This window comes from Rhizobacter sp. P3_C12 (assembly GCF_056402735.1).
In genome coordinates this window covers 1-18210 of sequence record NZ_JBFUGW010000038.1, presented here as the reverse complement: position 1 = coordinate 18210, position 18210 = coordinate 1, and the positions used below count along the sequence as shown (strand labels likewise).

Genomic DNA, 18210 nt, shown 5'->3' with positions numbered 1-18210 from the left:
CAGCAAAGCACCAAGTGCTACTGGCGTCCGACGGTGCCGGCCTCAACTCCCCGATCATTGCCACATCGGCCGAGCAAGTCCGCCATCCTGACGAGTTCCGGGACCGAGGCCGCCTTCATCTTGCGCATGACCTGACCGCGATGGAGCTTTACGGTAGCTTCGGTGACATTGACTCTTTCGGCAATCTGCTTGTTCAGCAGCCCAGCGGTGACGAGTGCCATGACTTGGCGCTCGCGTTCTGTGAGCAGAGCGTGTCTTGAACGCAGTGCCGCGATGCGCTCGACGTCACCACGCCTTTGGGTCGTCAGCTTGATGGCGCGATTGACCGCATCCAGCAGATCCTGCTCGCGCACCGGCTTGGTGAGGACATCGACCGCGCCTGCCTTCATTGCTCGCACGGCCATCTCTACGTCGACGTGGCCACTGATGAGTACGACCGACTGCGCAGCGCCGCTTCGCGCCAGCGCCTCTTGGAATTCAAGACCGCTTTGCCCGGGCAGCCGGATGTCGAGCACGATGCAGGACGGTCCGTGGGGTGGCTCGGCGGCCAGGAAGGCTTGCACGGAGCCATAGGTTCTAGTCAGGAGCCCAACCGATTCGAAGAGGCCGCGCAGCGCCTCGCACACGCTGGTGTCATCATCGATCACGACGACGGTCGCCGGCTGGTCGTCCGGACGCTTAATCATCGAGCCGCTCCCGCAGCCAGGGGAACGGTGAAGCTGAAGGTGCTGCCGCGTGGAGAATGGTTCGAGGCAGAGATCGATCCCCCATGGGCCTGGACGATGGACCGGCAGATCGACAAGCCCATGCCGATGCCTCCCGCCTTGGTGCTGAAGAAGGCTTCGAAGATCCGATCCATGTGATCCTGCTCGAGACCCGTGCCCGTGTCCTGAACGCTGACCCGGGCGAACCTGTCGGGGCCGGCCGCACTGCGGATCGTCAGTTGCCCACCTATCCGTACTCCAACCCCGTCGGGCTCGGTCATCGCCTCCACGCTGTTCATCACTAGATTCAGCAGCACCTGCTGCAGCTGCGTGCGATCGCCGAGCACGATCGGGGCCTCAGGTCCGGCCTGGAAACTCGCATCGATGCCGCGGCGCCGAAACTCGCCGTTCAACACCAGCAGCACCTCCCGGATCGCTTCGTGCAGATCGGTCGGCATCATCCGCGTGGGTTCCTTGCGCGCCAATGCGCGAATGCTTGCGACGATCTCCCCGGCGCGATGCCCGTCCCGGACAACGCGTTCGGCGGCCTGCCGCGCGCGAACCGCGTCGAACTGCTTCTCATCGAGCCAGCGCAGGCAGGTCCCCGCGTTGGTGACGATCGCCATCAGCGGCTGGTTGACCTCGTGCGCGATCGAAACCGCCAATTCGCCCAAGGTGGTAACTCGCGAGACCCGGGCAAGCTCACTCTGGCTGCGGCGCAGTTCTTCTTCGGCGCGCTTGCGGTCTTCGATCTCGATGAGCGCGCCGTACCATTTCACGACAGCGCCGTGGGCGTCCAGTAGCGGGCACTGCCGCAAGGTGAACCATCGGTACTCGCCGTCCGCACGCAGAATGCGCGCGTCGACTTCCTCGCCGCGCTTGCTGGAACGTACGCGATCCCAGATGCTGCGCATGGCCTCAAGATCGTCCGGGTGGAAGATGCGGTAGAAGCCTTCGCCCATCACGTCTTCGAATAGAAGACCGCAGAAGTCGAGCAGGTTCTTGCTCCAGAAGTCGACCTCGCCATCTGCCGTGGCCGACCATGCCATCGCGGGAATCGTGTCGATGATCAACTTGAGCCGGTGCTCGCTCGCCTTGAGTGCATCCTCGGCGCGCTGCAGTTCTTCGAACTCCACGTTCGCGCCGACCCAGCGCACCACGCCGTTCGCATCGGTGATCTTCTGGCCGGCGAAATAGAACCAGCGGTACTCCCCATCGAATCGCCGAATGCGTCCCTTCAAGCCCAACTGGTCCTTCGTCGCGAGGCAGTCCTTCCATATGTCCACCATGCCTTCTACATCGTCGGGGTGGTAGAAGTCGAGGAAGCCCCACTCGAGGATCTGTTCGGGTTCGACGCCGACATAGGCGGCCCACTGTCGGTTCACGAATTCCGCCGAGCCATCCGGTCGGGCCACCCATGCGAGCACCGGAAGCGAGTCGATGATGAGGCGAAGGTTCTGCTCGCTGGCGAGAAGTGCCGACCTGGCTTCCTCCAGGGCGTTCTCGGCGCGCTTGCGGTCTTCGATGTCCAGCACGACGCCGTACCACTTCACGACCTTGCCCTGCGAGTTCAGCAGGGGGTTCTGCCGCAGCGTGCACCATCGGTAGTGGCCATCGGCACGCCGGAGCCTGCCTTCGACTTCCCGCGAGCGCTTCGATGCCATGATTTCCTGCCAGGTGGACAGCAGTGCGGCCACGTCCTCCGGATGAAAGATGCGATAGAAGCCAAGCCCGAGGATTTCGTCGGCAGGCAGCCCGACGAAGTCCACGAAATGCTGGTTGCAAAAATCCAGCATGCCGTCCGAAGTCGCCGACCATGCGATGGCCGGGATGGTGTTGATGATGAGGTTGAGCCGCCATTCGCTTTCTGCGAGCGCCTCGCCCGTGGGCTTCTCGACGCGTGTATCAGCAGGCGGCCTGCGGTCAGTGAGCTCGCGGACCTCGCGGCACGCGAGGCTCGCCTGGGTCGCCGCGATTTTCAGGCGCAGCGACTCGAGACGTTGTGGAAACCCCGCTCGCCGGGAGCCTGTCACCAGCACGCCCATGCCGGCGATGTCGCCCATCGCGACGGCCACGACGGATAGCACGTCGCTGCCGAGCGACAGGGTTGATGGCCCGAGCTGCGGGTTGTCTGCAAGCCATTCATCGACCGAACGCCGGATGGTTTCGGGATCGTGCGCGGTTGCGGGCGTCTTGCCGGTGCGCAGGAAGATGTGCACCGTCTCGCTGAAGCGCAGTCCGGCGAAGTCCAGGTCCAGCATGTCGACCAACGTCTCCAGGACGTCTTCGACGATGGAGGTCGGGTCAAGTCCCTGCCACGTCGCAGGCAGGTGGGTCAGGTGCTCGATGTCGTCGTGGCACCGCTGCAGCTGCTGCTCTTCGGCGGCCGCACGGGACGGCGATGTGATGTGGGCGTGTGCACTCATGGCTCGACTGCGAGCGATGAGCATACCGCGCCGAAGGTGGGCATGAACCTCGACCAAGGTCGAGGAGCCTGCGACTTTCCGCGAGGGCAGGACGACCAACGGCCAATCCCGCGACCCCCGATCGTGGATTCTCGGCAGAGACGCTCGCGATTCGGGCCCGGGCAACGACCTCCAGTCAGCGATCGTCGATCAAAGGAGGATTGAGTGCGTGCAGCGCAGGGGAATAGGCTTCAGTGCCCGGACCAATGACCCTCTACGACGCGAGGCACGCATGCACCTATCGATCAACGAACATCTTCCGGATCTCTTGGGAGATCGGAAGCACGTCTTCTTCGAGCGCGAAGTGCCCCGTGTCGAGAAAGCGCAGTCGCGCGCTGGGAATGTCCCGAAGATAGGCGTGCGCACCCGCAGGAAGAAAGATCGGGTCGTTCCTGCCCCACACGATGAGCGTCTTCAGCGGGCGTGTTCGCATGAAGGCTTGCCAGTGCGGGTAGTCGATGACATTGCTGAAGTAGTCCGACATCAGGCCGATCTGGATTCTCTGGGCGTCGGGGTTCTCGAGGAGCCGTGCGTCCAGAGTCCATCCGGTGGGGTCGATGGACGCGAAGTCCCGGCTGCCGGTCCGGTACATGAACATCGTGAAGTCACGGGACACGAGCTGCTCGACCTGCCGGCGCCCTTCCGGGCTGAGGCCCTTCGCACGGGCGCGCATGCCGTCGAGCTGGTCCGTTGCAATGCCTTCGACATACGCGTTGGCGTTCTGGATGATCAGACCCTCGACCGCCGCCGGATTCTTCACGGCCATGCGAAAGCCCACGGGGCCGCCGAAGTCCTGCAGGTAAAGGGTGTAGCGCTGCAATCCAATCTGGGAGGCGAACGCAGCCATCACGTTGGCCAGGTTGTCGAACGTGGGCGTGAACGTCTCGGCAGAAGGGGCCTCGCTGAAGCCGGCGCCCGGGTAGTCGGGTGCCACCAGATGGAAGTCGTTCGAAAGCAGCGGAATCAGCTCCCGGTACATGTGCGAGGAAGAAGGAAAGCCGTGCAGCAGCAGCAGCGTCGGCTTGCGAGGGTCGCCCGCTTCGCGATAGAAGATCCGGATTCCTTTCACGACGGCCGTCCGGTACTGCACGCGCGACGTCTGCGGCGACTCGCCGGCCGATGCGGCGCGACCGGTCTGGCTGACGGCGCACGCGCCGAGGCAGCAGCTCAGGACGGCGGCAGCGAGTGCTCGCCAAAGAAGGTTCGAATGCATGGTTCGCAGCTTTCAGAGTTCGAGATGGCACATCGAACCGAGCCTATCCCGAGGCCATGCGCCATGCGCCCTTCCTGCGGCCTGTATGCAGATGGCCCGAGGGCGTAGGGCGCGCGCGCTACTGACTTCCGAGGCATTGAGATTTCACCGCAGTTAACTCGCGCTGGTTGCATCGGAAGACGACCATGCAGAAACCACATGAATGGAGCATTGCGATGTCTTCGAATACACCCACGGTGATAGAGCTGGCCCACAACGATCCCGTCATCGAGGCGGGGCTGCGCTACATCCTCGGCGCATGGCCCGAATTCGAGTTGCGGTCTGCGACCGATCTGGATTGCCCTGACCGGGTGCGCAGCGCGCCTGCCGACGTGTTCATCCTCGACCACGAAAGTGGTGTCCTTAGGGCAGCGAGCCTCCAGGCCGATTGCCGGCAGGGTGCCAAGCTGATGGTTGTCGCCATGAGGGGCCAGGAGCTCGAGGTGCGAAGCGCGCTGGAAGCAGGCATTCGCGGCTACGTGGTGGTCGGCTGCTCGGCGGACGAGATCGTGAGCGCCGCCCGGGCCGTGGCGTCCGGGCGTCGGTATCTGTGCAGCGCTGCGACGCTTCGCATGGTCGACAGCCTGTCGCGGCCGTCCCTGACCGTGCGAGAGGGTGAGGTGCTGGCGTTGGTTCGCCGTGGCCACAACAACAAGGAGGTGGCCCGATCGCTGGGGATCTCTGTGGGGACGGTCAAGGCACACATGCGCGGGCTTCTGTCGAAGCTTGGCGCGCGATGCAGAACCGAAGCGCTCTGGATCGCGTCGCAGCAGGGATTGGCCCCGCGTCCGTCGCACGCAGCATCCGCTCAACCCTCGGTGGCCGCCCGGATGCCGGCCACCGACATGAACAAGTTCCAAGGTGCACTCGAATGTTCGCGCGCGACCGTCTGAGCTGGAGGGATTCCCCCCAGGCGCGCGCTTTGCATCGACTCTGCCTGCTGCTGCTGTGCTCGGCTTACATCCAGGGCGGCCTGGAGAAGGCCCTGGATTTCGACGATGCCATCGCGGAGATGACCGCATTCGGCTTGAGGCCTGCGTGGTTGCTCGTGGTGGCGGCCATCGCTATCGAGCTGGCGGGTTCCGTACTGGTGCTTATCGGCCGCGGGCGCAGCGTAGGCGCGTTGCTGCTCGCAGCCTTTACGCTGGTCACGACGCTCATCGCGAATCGGTTCTGGGAGGCACAGGGCGTGCCACGCACGATGTTGACGCACGCCTTCTTCGAGCACCTCGGGCTGGCCGGTGCGCTCGTGCTTGTCGCCTGGAGCGACCGCCTCGAGCGCGACGCCGGTTTTCGTCAGAGTCCGAGGGCACTCAGGCCAGCGTGATCGTCTGGCCGCCGGCCGAGCGGCCAGAAGAACTTGCGGTCCGATTCCGCGATGGGGAGGTCGTTGATGCAGGCATACCGGTGGGCCATCAGGCCCGCCTCATTGAATTCCCAGTTCTCGTTGCCATAGCTGCGATACCAGTTCATCGAGTCGTCATGCCATTCGTAGGCGAAGCGCACGGCGATCCGATTGGCGTTGAACGCCCAGAGTTCCTTGATCAATCGGTACTCGAACTCGCGCTGCCATTTCCGTTGCAGCAGGGCCTGCGCGGCCGATCGCCCGGTCGCGAATTCCGAGCGATTCCGCCAACGGGTGTCCTCGCTGTAGGCCAGCGCCACGCGTGCCGGATCTCGTGTGTTCCAGCCATCTTCGGCCAAGCGGATCTTCTGGATCGCGGTGTCGCGCGAAAACGGAGGAAGTGGGGGACGTGTTTCCATGGAGGACACCTTGGTGTTGAAGTTAGAGTGGCTCCATCGTCGCCAGTCATTGGGACGCAGGCATCCGGCTGCGGGCTGGATGAACGCTGCACCTAAAGTCGGGGAGGAACCTGGATTCCTCGCATGGCGTGGGATGCTGCGCGCCTGCATCGTCATCGTGTTGTGCTGCCCCGCCGCCTGGGCCCTGCCGGCGCAATACGGCATCACGCAGCTGTATCACACCCGGTGGACCGCTCAGGATGGCGTGCCGACAGGCATCGAGGCCCTTGCCCAGACCCGCGATGGCTTTCTATGGTTGGGTACCTCCGGTGGACTGTTCCGCTTCGATGGCGTGCAGTTCGAGCGCTTCTCAGGCGCTGGTGGTGTCCCGCTCCTATCGCAGGACATTACCGGGTTGCATGTGGCCGCGGATGGCGGTCTGTGGATCGGGCATCACCTTGGCGGCGTGAGCCATCTGCTCGAAGGTCGCCTGGTCAACTACGGGCAGGCCCAGGGACTGCCGAGATCGTCCGTGGCGGGCATGGCGAAGGCAGGGGACGGCACCCTGTGGGCCGGGACGACCCGTGGGTTGTTTCGACTCGATGGTGGACGGTGGCAGCCGGCGAATGCCTCCTGGAAGGTTCCCGCGGATCCGGTGGACGAGATCCTCCTGGATCGCGATCGCACGCTGTGGATCATGAGCAATGAGCAGATCTTCTACCTTCGAGATGGAGCGAACCGGTTCGAGAAACTACCCGTCGCGGTGCCTCGCAGCAATTCCCAGACGCTGCTCCTCCATCCTGGCGGGGCAGCCATGGTGTGCACGTCCGAACGCGTGCGCACGCTGACATTGACCACGCCGCCCGTGTCCGGTGCCGTCGTCCCTGCATGGGCTGACCAGGGCATCGCGAACAGTGCGGATGCCCGGTGTGCCTTCGACCGCGAAGGCCACCTGTGGGTCGGAGGCGCCAAGGGTGCTGCGCGAGGTGAGGGAGCCGGATTCGTGCCCCTCACCGGTGAATCCGTCTCCCGGATACTCGAGGATCGCGAAGGGAACATGTGGTTCGCCACGCGCGGCGGACTCGACCGATTTCGCGCACCGGCGTTCCTGAAACTGCCGTTGGATGCGGGATCCAACGAGTTCTGGCTGGCACCCGCCGGTCAAGGCGGCGCATGGATCGGCACCGCCCTCGGGAACATTTTCCGTTCGCAGCGCGCCTCGCCGGAGCCGATCGGCTTCGGACATCTGGCCGGAACGGGACTCGCCGCCCTCTACAGCGACCCGTCGGGCACGCTGTGGGCGGCCGGGGGCGATTCGCTCTGGAAGCTTCGAGCCGATCGACGCTGGCAGCGGCTGGCGCATCGCGGAGCGCGCGCCTCTTCTTCCTTCAACTACGCCGGCATCCAGGCTATGACGCAGGACGCACAGGGTGCGATGTGGGTGTCCGTGCTTCGGGTCGGCGTCTATCGTGTGGTCGGCGAGGCGTGGACCTTGTGGGGAGGGCGCACGGACATGCCCACCCACAACGTGTCGGCCTTGTTCACCGACGCGCGGGGTCGCGTCTGGTTCGGCTATGACGACGGGGCGGTCACCGTCCTCGACGGCGATCGGCTCGCGGTGGTGCTGCCCGCGAGGGAATCTCCATCGCACCTGGCCCTAGGGTCAGTGGAGACGTTCGCGCAGCAGGCCGATGACCTCTGGATCGGGGCCGAAAGGGGCCTGTGGCGACTGACCGGCGACGCGATCCATCCTGTGACGGGACCGCGCGGTGCGTTCATCGGGGTCAAGGGCATCGTGCCCGGCCCGACAGGTGACCTGTGGGTGAGCACGGCGGACGGCATGGTTCACATCGCGGCCGAGGAACTGCAGCAGGCGTTTCACCGCCCTGAGCATCGCGTCCGACATGATCTGCTGGATTACCTGGACGGGCTGCCAGGAGTGCCCGAGACGGCGATGGGCAACGGCGGTCGTCTCTGGATCGCCACCGCGAACGGCGTGGTCTGGACCGACCCGACGCGCATGCCGCACAACACCATTGCGCCCACGGTGATCGTCAAGTCGATCACGGCGGACGGCCTCGCCCATGCATTCGATGCGGGCGACGCGACGCAGTTGCCGGTGCATACGCACGACCTGAAGATTGCCTACACCGCGCCGAGCCTCACGATGCCCGAGCGCGTGAGGTTCAGGTATCGCCTTGGCGACGAGCATGCCGAATGGCAGGACGCCGGCACCCACCGCGAGGCCAGCTTCAGGGACCTTGCGCCCGGCCGCTATCGATTCCAGGTGATCGCTGCCAACAATGACGGCTTGTGGAATGAATCCGGCGCGAGCGTGTCGTTCGTCATTCCTCCCACTTTCGTGCAAACGGGCTGGTTCATCGCGTTGTGTGCGGCTACGGCTGCGGCTGCCGTGTGCCTGCTGTTCTCATGGAGACTGCGCGCGGTCAAGGCACGCTTGCGGCTGCGCTGGGAGGTGCGGACGGTCGAGCGGGAGCGCATCGCCCGAGAACTCCATGACACCTTCCTGCAGGCCGTGCAGGGCCTGGTGATCCGGTTCCACGCGGCGATGGAACAGATTCCGCCGCACGAGCGCTCCCGGGACCTGATGCGCAACGCGCTTGATCTGGCCGACGAAGTGATCGCGGACGGACGGGATGCGGTGACGGACCTGCGGGGGGTGACAGGCACCTCGACGGATTTTGCCGATGGCCTGCAATTGGTAGGTGAGCGCTGGTCCGCAGACACAGGCGTTTCGTTTGCAATGCACATCGACGGTACGGCCCGCGAACTCGATCCGGTCTGCGTGCCGGAACTGCAGCGCATCGCCACCGAGGCCCTGAGCAATGCGTTCCGGCATGCGGCGGCCTCAGGCGTCCAGCTCGGCGTAGCCTTCGCATCGAGGCAGCTCAGGCTGCGAATCTCGGACAACGGCTGCGGCTTCGATCCGAAGCAGTTGCACGCCGGGCGCTGGGGCCTCGTCGGGATGCGAGAACGGGCGAATCGCCTGAGCGGGCGCCTGGGCGTCCACTCTGATGCACGTGGCACCACAGTCTCTCTGGAGGTCCCGGCCGGGATCGCCTACCGGCGCAGTCGCCGCGGGTGGCACAGATGGCCCGTCAGGGATCGATGATCCCGCGCCGCAGAGCGATCATGACCGCGTGCGTGCGGTCGCGCGCGGAGAGCTTGCTCATGATGCTTTTCATGTGGGACTTGACCGTGTCCTCGGTGACACGGAGCTCGCCGGCGACCCGCCGGTTCGAGTTGCCGGACGCGACCTGCTTTAACACGTCGAGTTCACGCACTGACAGTGGGTCATCGGTCAGATGCGCAGCCAACTCCGCGGCCACCTCGCAAGGAATCCAACGCTCGCCGGCATGGACGGATCGGATCGCGGCGAGAAGCTCGTTACGGATCATGCTCTTGAGCAGGTAGCCGCTGGCACCCGCTTGCAGCGAGCGGCGTGCCTGCGTATCGCCCCGGTAGGTCGTCAGCATCACGATGCGCGCGTCGGACCACTGTGCACGGATCGCCACCGTGGCGGCGACACCGTCGACTTCCGGCATCTGCAGGTCCATCAAGGTGACGTGGGGGCGGTGCTCAGCAAAGCGTTCGATCGCCTCGCGGCCGTTGCTCGCTTCGGCGACCACCCGCAGGCCGGGCTCCCTCTCGATCACGGCAGCGATGCCCTCGCGCATCAGGGGGTGATCGTCAACGACGAGCACCTTGATCGGCTGGCTCGTCTGGCCCACGGCGTGCATCGTGTGTCTCACTGGAGTCGAACGGTGGCGACGAGTTTACACACGGGGTCGGTGTGGCACCTGGGCCAAAGGGAGAGGACGCGGCGGCCCCACGGGTCGTGGCGGCAACGCGCGACAAGAGGCCCAATGGGTCGGCCCTCAACCCCGACATCCGGAGGATTCACCATGTCGAATCAAATCAATCAGCGCCCGGATCGGCGCGAGTTCCTGCAAGCGGCATCCCTGTTGGGCCTGACCGCGCTGGCCGGTCCGGTGGCCGCGCTGTCGCGCGACACGCGCGTCGCGCCGGATCTGGTTCTGTACAACGGACGCATCAGCACGCTGGACCCCGCACGACCCGACGCCAGCGCCGTGGCCATCAAGGACGGCATGGTGCTGGCGGTCGGCAGTGACGCCGAGCTGGTTCCCCTCGCCGATGCGCAGACCCGCGTCGTCGATGTCGAGCGGCGCCGTGTGATCCCCGGCCTGACCGACTCGCACACGCACGTGATTCGCGGCGGTCTCAACTACAACATGGAGCTGCGGTGGGATGGCGTGCGCAGCCTGCATGCGGCGCTCGAGATGCTGAAAGCCCAGGCGCGCGTGACGCCACCACCCCAGTGGGTGCGCGTCGTCGGCGGCTGGAACGACACCCAGTTCGTCGAGAAGCGCCTGCCGACGCTGAAGGAGATCAATGACGCGGCGCCCGACACGCCCGTCTTCGTGCTCAATCTCTACAACCAGGCCTTCCTGAACCGCGCCGCGCTGCGTGCGGTGGGCTACACGCGCGACACGCCACAACCGCCGGGCGCCATCATCGAACGCGACCACAAGGGCGAGCCCACCGGCCTGCTGCTGGCCGAGCCCAACGCCTTCTTGCTCTACAACACGCTGGCCAAGGGCCCGAAGCTGGACTTCGACGACCAGGTGAACTCCACGCTGCATTTCATGCGCGAGGAGAACCGGCTCGGGGTCACGTCGGTGGGCGATGCCGGTGGTGGCTTCCAGAACTACCCGGACGACTACGAGGTCATCGACAAGCTGGCCAGGGAGGGGCGGCTGACACTGCGCTTCGCCTACAACCTGTTCCCGCAGAAGGCGAAGGCGGAGCTCGACGACTTCCGGCGCTGGATCGCGACGGGCAAGCCCGGTGACGGCAGTGACATGTACCGCCTCAACGGCGCTGGCGAGATGCTGGCCTTCTCGGCCGCCGACTTCGAGGACCTGCTCGTGCCGCGGCCCGAGATGCCGACGACGATGGACGCCGACCTGGAGGGCGTGGTGCGTTTCCTCGCCGGCAACGGCTGGCCCTGGCGCATGCATGCCACGTACAACCAGACGGTCTCGCGCGCGCTCGACGTCTTCGAGAAGGTGCACCGCGACCTGCCCATCGACAAGCTGGGGTGGTTCTTCGACCACTGCGAGACGGTCACGCCGCAGAACCTGGAGCGCATCAGGAAGCTGGGTGGCGGCGTCGCGGTGCAGAACCGGATGTCGATGCAGGGCGAAGCCTTCATCCGCCGCTATGGCGTGTCGGCGGCTGCCGAGACGCCTCCGGTGAAACGCATGATCGAGATGGGCTTGCCGGTCACGCTGGGCACCGATGCGACGCGCGTCAACAGCTACAACCCCTGGCAGGCGCTCTACTGGCTCGTGTCGGGTCGCAGCATCGGCGGCACGGTGCTCTACCCGGAAGAGCGCCGCCTGGATCGGCTGGCCGCGCTAGGGCTGATGACGGCCAACGGCGCCTGGTTCTCGCGCGACAGCGGCAGGAAGGGCGTGCTCAAGCCCGGGGCGCTGGGCGACGTGGCGGTGCTCGACCGCGACTACTTCGCCGTGCCCGAGGACCAGATCCAGGACATCGTGTCGGTGCTGACAGTCGTGGCAGGCAAGGTGGTGCACGGCGCGCAGCGCTTCATGGCGCTGGCCCCGCCGCTCCCGCCAGCGTCGCCCAGCTGGTCGCCGGTGCGAACCTTCGGCGGCTACCAGGCACGCAAGTTCACGCTGGGGGAGAGCGACCGGCGCTACCAGTACGCCGCGGCATGCGCGTGCCGTTCGGGTTGCGGGCTGCATGCGCATGACCACCTGAAGGCGGCCGGCACTCAGGTGCCGGCGGCTGACGCGCCCGCCTTCTGGGGGGCGCTCGGGTGCAGCTGTTACGTCTAGAGGCTCAGTGAGCGGGCCGCCTCGATGATGACGGCGGCCACTTCCGTAGGCCGCCTCATCATCACGGCGTGCCCCGCCTCCAGGCTGGTTACCTTGGCACCGGCCCGTTGTGCCATTGCCTTCTGGGCCGGCGGCGGGATCATGTGATCCTGCTCGGCCACGACATACCAGCTGGGCTTGCTCTTCCACGCGGGCATGCTGACCTTGTCACCGAAGCTCCTCGCGGCGATCGGCTTCTGGTTGACCGCCAGCAGTGCGGTCCGCGCTGCCGGCAGATCCTGCGCGAAATGCTCGCCGAAGTTGCGGGTGCTCATCCACAGATAGCCGTGCGAATCGGGCTCGATGCCGGCCAGACCCGGCGGCGGGGGGATGTCCTTGTTGGCGAGCATGTCGTTGACCGACTCGCCGTCGCCCGGCGCGAAGGCGGCCACGTAGACCAGGCCGGCCACCTTCTCCTGCCGGCCCACCTCGGTGATGACCGCGCCCCCCCACGAATGCGCCACCAGCAGCACCTTCCCCGGTTGCCGGTCGATGGCCCGTTGCGTCGCGGCCGCGTCGTCAGCCAGTGCGCTGAGCGGGTTCTGCACGGTCACCACCGTCAGCCCCTTTGCCTGAAGCAGGGGCACGACGTCGTTCCAGCTGGAGCCGTCTGCCCACGCGCCGTGGACCAGGATCACGCTGACCTGCTTGTTGTCGGCTGCTGCTGCCGGGGCCGGTGCTGCGGCTACGACACCGGGGCTCAGCCATGCACCGAGCGCGAGGCTGGAGGCGGCTGTCAGCGCGGTCATCTTGGGAAACAGTGAAGTCGTCATGGCAGTTCCGATCTGCAGTTGTGGAAGGCCCACTGTGGCTGGATGCCTTCGCTTTCGCCATTGGTCCGAGGTGGCAGGACGGGGTGGTCTCAGGTGCGTTGTGGATGCGTGCCGTGGCCGGGAGACTGTGGGCTCGCAACCCGTCAACCCGTCCTCAAAGGAGAGATCCCATGACCCTCACTGCCAAGCCCATCGCGGGCTCGCGGCTGCTCAATCCGACCGATCACACGCTGGTGTTGATCGACTTCCAGCCGCAGATGGCATTCGCTACTCAGTCCATCGACGGCGTGAGCCTGCGCAACAACGCCAGCATCGCGGCGCGTGCGGCCGCAGGCTTCAAGGTGCCAACCATTCTGACCACCGTGGCGGCGAAGAGCTTCTCGGGGCCGATGTTCGACGAGGTCATCGAGGCCTTTCCCAACCAGGAGATGCTCGATCGCACCACGATGAACTGCTGGGAAGACGCGAACGTCATTCGTGTCGTCAACGCCATCGCAAAGCCACGCGTGGTGCTGGCTGGTCTCTGGACCTCGGTGTGCATCGTGGGGCCGGCGCTGTCGGCGATCGAGCAGGGCTTCGAGGTCTTTGTACTCACCGATGCCTGCGGTGACGTGACGGCCGAAGCCCACGAGCGCGCGATGCAGCGCATGGTGCAGGCCGGCGCGCAGCCGATGACCGCGCTGCAGTACCTGCTTGAACTGCAGCGGGACTGGGGGCGCGGCGAGACCTACGACCTGACCACCGGCATCGCCCGGCAGCTGGCCGGTGGCTACGGCGTGGGCATCGCCTACGCCAAGGCGATGTTCGGCGCCACCGAAGGCTGATGTACCCCGATCGACTCAACCACTGAAGGACACACCATGAAATCCTCTGTCAGCGCCAAGCGCTTCGCTTCCTTCCTGCTGCTGGCGCTTGCGGCGCACGGCGCCCAGGCCAACACCGCTGCCGCGAGCGAACCGTCGAACTCCGTCAGCACCGCGGCCGTCAGCTACCGCACAGTCAAGGTCGACGGCGTGAACGTCTTCTACCGCGAAGCCGGCCCGAAGAACGCGCCCGTCTTGCTGCTGCTGCACGGGTTCCCGACCTCGTCGCAGATGTTCCGCAACCTGATCCCCCGGCTGGCCGACAAATACCGCGTGATCGCGCCTGACTACCCCGGCTACGGCCAGAGCGACATGCCGGCGATGGACAAGTTCGAATACAGCTTCGACAACCTCGCCCGCGTGATGGACAAGTTCACCGCGGCGGTCGATGCGAAGAAGTTTGCTCTCTACGTGCAGGACTACGGCGCCCCCATCGGCTTTCGTATCGCGGCGGCCCATCCCGAGCGCATCACCGCGATCGTGGTGCAGAACGGCAATGCCTACAACGAAGGAATCGACAACGAGTTCTGGGCACCCGCCAAGGTGTACTGGGCCGACAAGTCCGAAGCGAACGGCGCGAAGCTGCGATCGCTGTTCGAGATCGGCGCGACGAAGTGGCAGTACACAGAAGGCATTCGCGACGTGAGCCACATCAGCCCGGATGCCTGGACAGTCGACCAAGCCCGCATGGACCGCCCTGGCAACAAGGACATCCAGCTGGAAATGTTCTACAGCTATGGCACGAACCCGCCGCTGTATCCCGGCTGGCAGGCCTACTTCCGCAAGCACCAGCCGCCGATGCTGATCGTCTGGGGCAAGAACGACAAGATCTTCCCGCCTGCCGGCGCGCACCCCTACCTTCGCGACCTTCCGAAGGCCGAGCTGCACCTGCTGGACACCGGGCACTTCGCGCTCGAGGAGGACAGCGAGACCGTCGGCCGGCTGATGCGCTCGTTCCTGCAGCGCAACGTCAAGGCGGGCAAGTGATGGCGGGGCAGCGGCACTCAGCCAGCAGGCGGGCCGCTGCCCTCAGGTCATGCGTCGAGAACCCTTCGGTAAATTCGTCGACGATGGGCGAAAGCATCCGGCGTGCGTCGTCCGTTCTCGACCCGGTGCACCAGAGCCCTGCGAGGTCGGTAGCTGCGCGCAACCGCCATGACAGCGCGCCGACCTTGCGGGCAGACGCCATCGACTGGCCGAGCAGGACTTCCGCGTCGCGGTTGCGCCCCTGGGCCACGCGGAGGGACGCCTGGACGCGAAGGACCTCGGGCAGGCACCAGCCCTCGTCGTGCGCATGCGCGATGTTGAGTGCGTTGCGGATCGTCGATTCGGCTTCGCCGAGACGGGCGTGACGCACGAGCGCGTCCGCCAGGACGCTGAGGTAGTACGGCATCCGCGCCAGGTGGTTGATGCTGCGGAACTCCTCGACGGCCTGCTGCAGAGCCGCCACCGCGTCGCACGAAGTGTCGCCCCGCGTGTGTGCCAGCGCGGCGCGGTAGAAGCTAGCGACCGGGCGCCGGGCGGCGAGGCCATGTCGCGTGACGTGCTCTTCCAGCATCGCGACATGGCGATCACAGGCGTCGACGTGCCCGCTCCAGTAGAGGACCGGGCAGATGTACGACAGCAAGTTGTTGAGCGAGAGGTGATGCCCGAGCCCGCGTGCGCTTTCCAGCGCGGCTTGTGCCGTGCGCACGGCCGTGTCGGCGCGGCCCGTCAGCCACAGCACCTGCCCCAGCACCCCACCCGCGAGAACGATGGGATCGGAGAGGTACCGGATGGCGTATGAGCCGAAATAGCGCTGGTCGCGCGCGTGGAGGACTTCGAGCCGCCGCCCGGCGGCGTGCAGGCGTCCGAGAAAGAGCTCGGCGATGGCGGTGTGCACATCGGCCTCGGGCAGGATGGACGGATCGTTCTTCGCGGCGACCGCTCCGAAGTCGTCGAGCGTGCGCAGCGCTGCAGCGTGCTCGCCCGTGAACAGCTCGTAGATGCCGATCATCATGAGGCAGCGAAGGTGGTAGTCGGTGTCGCCAATCCGCACCGCGATCTCCAGCGCGCGGCGCAAGGCTGTCATCGCCCGGGGCTTGAGCCCGCGTGTGAACACGGTGGCGCTGCCGAGCCACAGCTTGAGCTTCATCTCGAAAGCCGTTCCGGCGAGGTCCGCGGCCTCGAGTTCGTCGACCGCCTGCGACACATGGACGCCGCTCTCCTCGGTCAGCGAGAAATGATTCCACAGCAGCAGCCCGGCGACCGTCAGCCGGATCCGTAGCGATCGATTCGCCGCATCGCGACCGGTCCAAGCCAGTGCAGCGCGCAGGTCGTCAATGACGCGCCCATAGGCACGACCCCATTCGGTGGCCGGGCGCCGGGTCCACTCGCCGGCCGCGCGCTCGAGCGTCGCGCAAAGGTGTTCCGCGTGGCGTTGGCGGACCACCGGATCCTCGTCGCCGGCTCGTAGGCGTTCGAGGGCATAGGTTCGCGTGGTCTCGAGCAGGCGGTAGGCGATGCCATCGGCATCGAGGTCCGTGGCCAGCAGCGACTTCGCGGCTAGCTGCCCCAGGATGTCTGCCGCTTCCGCGGGAACGCGGTCTGCCACAGCCGCAGCCCCGGCGACGTCGAACACGCCCGCGAACACGGACACGGAGCGCAGCACCGCGGCCTCGCGGGGCGGCAGTAGGCCGTAGCTCCAATCGAGCGTAGCCGTCAGCGTGCGGTGTCGCTCCGGTCCCGCCCGGCGCCCGATCAGCAGGCGGAACCGGTCGTCTAGCTGCTGCAGCAGATCGCGCACGCTGAACGCATCGATGCGCGTCGCGGCGAACTCAATAGCGAGTGCGAGCCCGTCGAGACGGCGGCAGATCTCCGCGACGATGGGCGCATCGGCATCATTGAGCCGGAACGACTCTAGCCTGTCGGTGGCGCGGTCCACGAAGAGCTGGATGGCGGGAAACGTGAGCGCTTCGTCGGCATTCAACCGGGATGAGGGAAGGGGCGCACCGAGCCCGGGCAGCCTGCGCACCCGTTCTCCCTTCACCAGCAGCGGCTCGCGGCTCGTGACGAGGATCCTCACGCCGGCCGCCGTTGCGATGATCCGGTCGACACAGGAGGCGGCGATGTCGATGATGTGCTCGCAGTTGTCGATCACGAGCAGCATCGAACGGTCGCGCAGGTACTCGCAGAGCGGGATCAGCATGCTCTCGGAATGCGCGGTCAGGCCGATCGCCGTCGCGATGGCGTGGGGTGCCAGGGCCGGGTCCTTGAGCATCGCCAGGTCGATCAGCCAGACGCCGTCGCTGAACGATCCGAGCACCTGTTCGGCCACGGCGAGCGCCACTGTGGTCTTGCCGATGCCGCCAGCGCCGACGATGGAGACGAGACGCGATCCTTCGAGTTCGAGCCGGATGGCATCGATCGCCTCCGCCCGGCCGAAGATGCGCGTCGTGGCGGTCGGCAGGTTGTGGCTGCGCCGCTCCGTCGCCGCGGGGGCCGGCATGAAGCCGGGTGCTCCGTTGGCCTGGACGGGGGCGACGAACCGGTAGCCGCGGCCGGTCACCGTCGCGATGTACGTGGCCATGCCCACGCCGTCGCCGATCGCGCGCCGCAGGGCGGCCATGTTGACCTTCAGGTTGCCCTCGTCGACGACGACGTCCGGCCAGGCACGCGCCATCAGCTCGCGCTTGCCGACCAGTTCACCCGGGCGCTCGACCAGCGCCGTGAGGATGTCCAGCGCACGACCCCCGAGGCGGACCGGTGCGTCGCCCTGCAGCAGCAGCTGGCGTTGGGGAATGAGCACGAAAGGTCCGAACGCGAAGGAACGTGCAGCCCGCCCGGTCGGTTCAGTGATCACGGAACTGATGCGGTTCGTGCAGGCCATGCGTGGCTCCTTGGGGCGCGGGGGATTGAACGATAGGCCCTCCATCGCCGCGGCAGAACCCCCATTCGTTTTACCCGCCGTTCACTCGATCGTGTGAACGCGGCGGCTCGCGCGGGTCGAACAGGCGATCGAGTTGTTGCCTCAGCACGTCTTCGGCGCGGTCCAGCACCTGGGCGAGTGCAGCCCGCGCCGGGTCGTCCGAGGCCATCCGATCGGTCGCCGCCTGGAAGCGCAGGATCAGACCCTGGGTGCTTTGCACCAGGGTGTCATGGAGTTCGTGCGCCATGTGATCTCGCTCGGCCATGCGTTGCTCATGAAGGAGGCGCATTCTCGCGGCGACCTGGCGCACGCGGAGCCATGCGACGCACCAGATCAGCGCGCCGGCACCGGCCACGCAAACGACGAAGAACCAACCCGTCTGGACGCAGCTCGGCGGGATAACGAAGTCGAGCGTCACGCGAAAGAGTCAACGCTACGCCGGCAACCCTGCGAGGTGGTGGTGGATCTGTGCGACCGCCGCAGCGCCCTCGCCGATGGCGCCACCCACGCGCTTGACCGAGCCGGAGCGCACGTCGCCGACGGCGAACACCCCCGGCA

14 protein-coding genes are annotated in these 18210 nt (G+C 66.2%); 6 read left to right on the top strand and 8 right to left on the bottom strand.

Annotation, left to right across the window (positions count from 1 at the left end):
- Positions 1–17 precede the first annotated feature (17 nt).
- The 3 genes from AC1DXV_RS08985 to AC1DXV_RS08975 form a co-directional block, all read right to left on the bottom strand.
- Entirely contained in the window at positions 18–686 is a 669-nt protein-coding gene (locus AC1DXV_RS08985) for a response regulator transcription factor (protein ID WP_477864567.1), read from the bottom strand.
- Entirely contained in the window at positions 683–3130 is a 2448-nt protein-coding gene (locus AC1DXV_RS08980) for a PAS domain-containing sensor histidine kinase (protein WP_477864568.1), read from the bottom strand. The genes AC1DXV_RS08985 and AC1DXV_RS08980 overlap by 4 nt, the downstream gene beginning before the upstream one ends.
- A 277-nt stretch (positions 3131–3407) precedes the next feature.
- The gene (locus tag AC1DXV_RS08975; protein ID WP_477864569.1) at positions 3408–4382 is read right to left on the bottom strand and encodes an alpha/beta fold hydrolase; all 975 of its coding nucleotides are present in this window, start codon (positions 4380–4382) and stop codon (positions 3408–3410) included.
- A gap of 185 nt (positions 4383–4567) precedes the next feature.
- Between AC1DXV_RS08975 and AC1DXV_RS08970 the strand changes: the two genes are divergently transcribed.
- Positions 4568–5314 (top strand): response regulator transcription factor, encoded by a 747-nt coding sequence (locus tag AC1DXV_RS08970; RefSeq protein WP_477864570.1) that lies wholly within the window; start codon positions 4568–4570, stop codon positions 5312–5314.
- A complete protein-coding gene (locus AC1DXV_RS08965) occupies positions 5293–5748 on the top strand; it encodes a DoxX family protein (protein ID WP_477864571.1) in 456 nt (151 codons plus the stop codon). The genes AC1DXV_RS08970 and AC1DXV_RS08965 overlap by 22 nt, the downstream gene beginning before the upstream one ends.
- On the opposite strand, the gene AC1DXV_RS08960 is transcribed toward AC1DXV_RS08965, so the two are convergent.
- A complete protein-coding gene (locus AC1DXV_RS08960; RefSeq protein WP_477864572.1) occupies positions 5718–6185 on the bottom strand; it encodes a nuclear transport factor 2 family protein in 468 nt (155 codons plus the stop codon). The genes AC1DXV_RS08965 and AC1DXV_RS08960 overlap by 31 nt on opposite strands.
- Here AC1DXV_RS08960 and AC1DXV_RS08955 point away from each other — a divergent pair.
- Positions 6184–9297, top strand: coding sequence for a sensor histidine kinase (locus AC1DXV_RS08955; RefSeq protein ID WP_477933262.1), 3114 nt, complete (start codon positions 6184–6186; stop codon positions 9295–9297). The genes AC1DXV_RS08960 and AC1DXV_RS08955 overlap by 2 nt on opposite strands.
- On the opposite strand, the gene AC1DXV_RS08950 is transcribed toward AC1DXV_RS08955, so the two are convergent.
- The gene (locus AC1DXV_RS08950; protein ID WP_477864574.1) at positions 9284–9925 is read right to left on the bottom strand and encodes a response regulator; all 642 of its coding nucleotides are present in this window, start codon (positions 9923–9925) and stop codon (positions 9284–9286) included. The two genes, AC1DXV_RS08955 and AC1DXV_RS08950, sit on opposite strands and share 14 nt — an antisense overlap.
- Before the next feature lie 165 nt (positions 9926–10090).
- Here AC1DXV_RS08950 and AC1DXV_RS08945 point away from each other — a divergent pair, with 165 nt between their 5' ends.
- Entirely contained in the window at positions 10091–12070 is a 1980-nt protein-coding gene (locus tag AC1DXV_RS08945; RefSeq protein ID WP_477933260.1) for an amidohydrolase, read from the top strand.
- Here the strand turns inward: AC1DXV_RS08945 and AC1DXV_RS08940 are convergent.
- Positions 12067–12882 carry an alpha/beta hydrolase gene (locus AC1DXV_RS08940; RefSeq protein WP_477933258.1) on the bottom strand — a complete coding sequence of 272 codons (816 nt, stop codon included), beginning with the start codon at positions 12880–12882 and terminating at the stop codon, positions 12067–12069. The two genes, AC1DXV_RS08945 and AC1DXV_RS08940, sit on opposite strands and share 4 nt — an antisense overlap.
- Before the next feature lie 170 nt (positions 12883–13052).
- Here AC1DXV_RS08940 and AC1DXV_RS08935 point away from each other — a divergent pair, with 170 nt between their 5' ends.
- Both AC1DXV_RS08935 and AC1DXV_RS08930 read left to right on the top strand, forming a co-directional pair.
- The gene (locus tag AC1DXV_RS08935; protein WP_477867466.1) at positions 13053–13706 is read left to right on the top strand and encodes a hydrolase; all 654 of its coding nucleotides are present in this window, start codon (positions 13053–13055) and stop codon (positions 13704–13706) included.
- A gap of 36 nt (positions 13707–13742) precedes the next feature.
- The gene (locus tag AC1DXV_RS08930) at positions 13743–14732 is read left to right on the top strand and encodes an alpha/beta fold hydrolase (protein ID WP_477933256.1); all 990 of its coding nucleotides are present in this window, start codon (positions 13743–13745) and stop codon (positions 14730–14732) included.
- Here AC1DXV_RS08930 and AC1DXV_RS08925 read toward each other — a convergent pair.
- Positions 14716–17613, bottom strand: a complete 2898-nt coding sequence (locus AC1DXV_RS08925; RefSeq protein ID WP_477867462.1) for an ATP-binding protein — start codon at positions 17611–17613, stop codon at positions 14716–14718. The two genes, AC1DXV_RS08930 and AC1DXV_RS08925, sit on opposite strands and share 17 nt — an antisense overlap.
- Positions 17614–17683: 70 nt before the next feature.
- Positions 17684–18070, bottom strand: coding sequence for a histidine kinase (locus AC1DXV_RS08920; RefSeq protein ID WP_477867460.1), 387 nt, complete (start codon positions 18068–18070; stop codon positions 17684–17686).
- Between the last annotated feature and the right edge of the window lie 140 nt (positions 18071–18210).

What these genes read in the sequence shown, in the direction of transcription:
- AC1DXV_RS08985 (WP_477864567.1), bottom strand. Translation starts at nt 686, where the DNA reads ATGATTAAGCGTCCGGACGACCAGCCGGCGACCGTCGTCGTGATCGAT.
- AC1DXV_RS08980 (WP_477864568.1), bottom strand. Translation starts at nt 3,130, where the DNA reads ATGAGTGCACACGCCCACATCACATCGCCGTCCCGTGCGGCCGCCGAA.
- AC1DXV_RS08975 (WP_477864569.1), bottom strand. Translation starts at nt 4,382, where the DNA reads ATGCATTCGAACCTTCTTTGGCGAGCACTCGCTGCCGCCGTCCTGAGC.
- AC1DXV_RS08970 (WP_477864570.1), top strand. Translation starts at nt 4,568, where the DNA reads ATGCAGAAACCACATGAATGGAGCATTGCGATGTCTTCGAATACACCC.
- AC1DXV_RS08965 (WP_477864571.1), top strand. Translation starts at nt 5,293, where the DNA reads ATGTTCGCGCGCGACCGTCTGAGCTGGAGGGATTCCCCCCAGGCGCGC.
- AC1DXV_RS08955 (WP_477933262.1), top strand. Translation starts at nt 6,184, where the DNA reads ATGGAGGACACCTTGGTGTTGAAGTTAGAGTGGCTCCATCGTCGCCAG.
- AC1DXV_RS08960 (WP_477864572.1), bottom strand. Translation starts at nt 6,185, where the DNA reads ATGGAAACACGTCCCCCACTTCCTCCGTTTTCGCGCGACACCGCGATC.
- AC1DXV_RS08950 (WP_477864574.1), bottom strand. Translation starts at nt 9,925, where the DNA reads ATGCACGCCGTGGGCCAGACGAGCCAGCCGATCAAGGTGCTCGTCGTT.
- AC1DXV_RS08945 (WP_477933260.1), top strand. Translation starts at nt 10,091, where the DNA reads ATGTCGAATCAAATCAATCAGCGCCCGGATCGGCGCGAGTTCCTGCAA.
- AC1DXV_RS08940 (WP_477933258.1), bottom strand. Translation starts at nt 12,882, where the DNA reads ATGACGACTTCACTGTTTCCCAAGATGACCGCGCTGACAGCCGCCTCC.
- AC1DXV_RS08935 (WP_477867466.1), top strand. Translation starts at nt 13,053, where the DNA reads ATGACCCTCACTGCCAAGCCCATCGCGGGCTCGCGGCTGCTCAATCCG.
- AC1DXV_RS08930 (WP_477933256.1), top strand. Translation starts at nt 13,743, where the DNA reads ATGAAATCCTCTGTCAGCGCCAAGCGCTTCGCTTCCTTCCTGCTGCTG.
- AC1DXV_RS08925 (WP_477867462.1), bottom strand. Translation starts at nt 17,613, where the DNA reads ATGGCCTGCACGAACCGCATCAGTTCCGTGATCACTGAACCGACCGGG.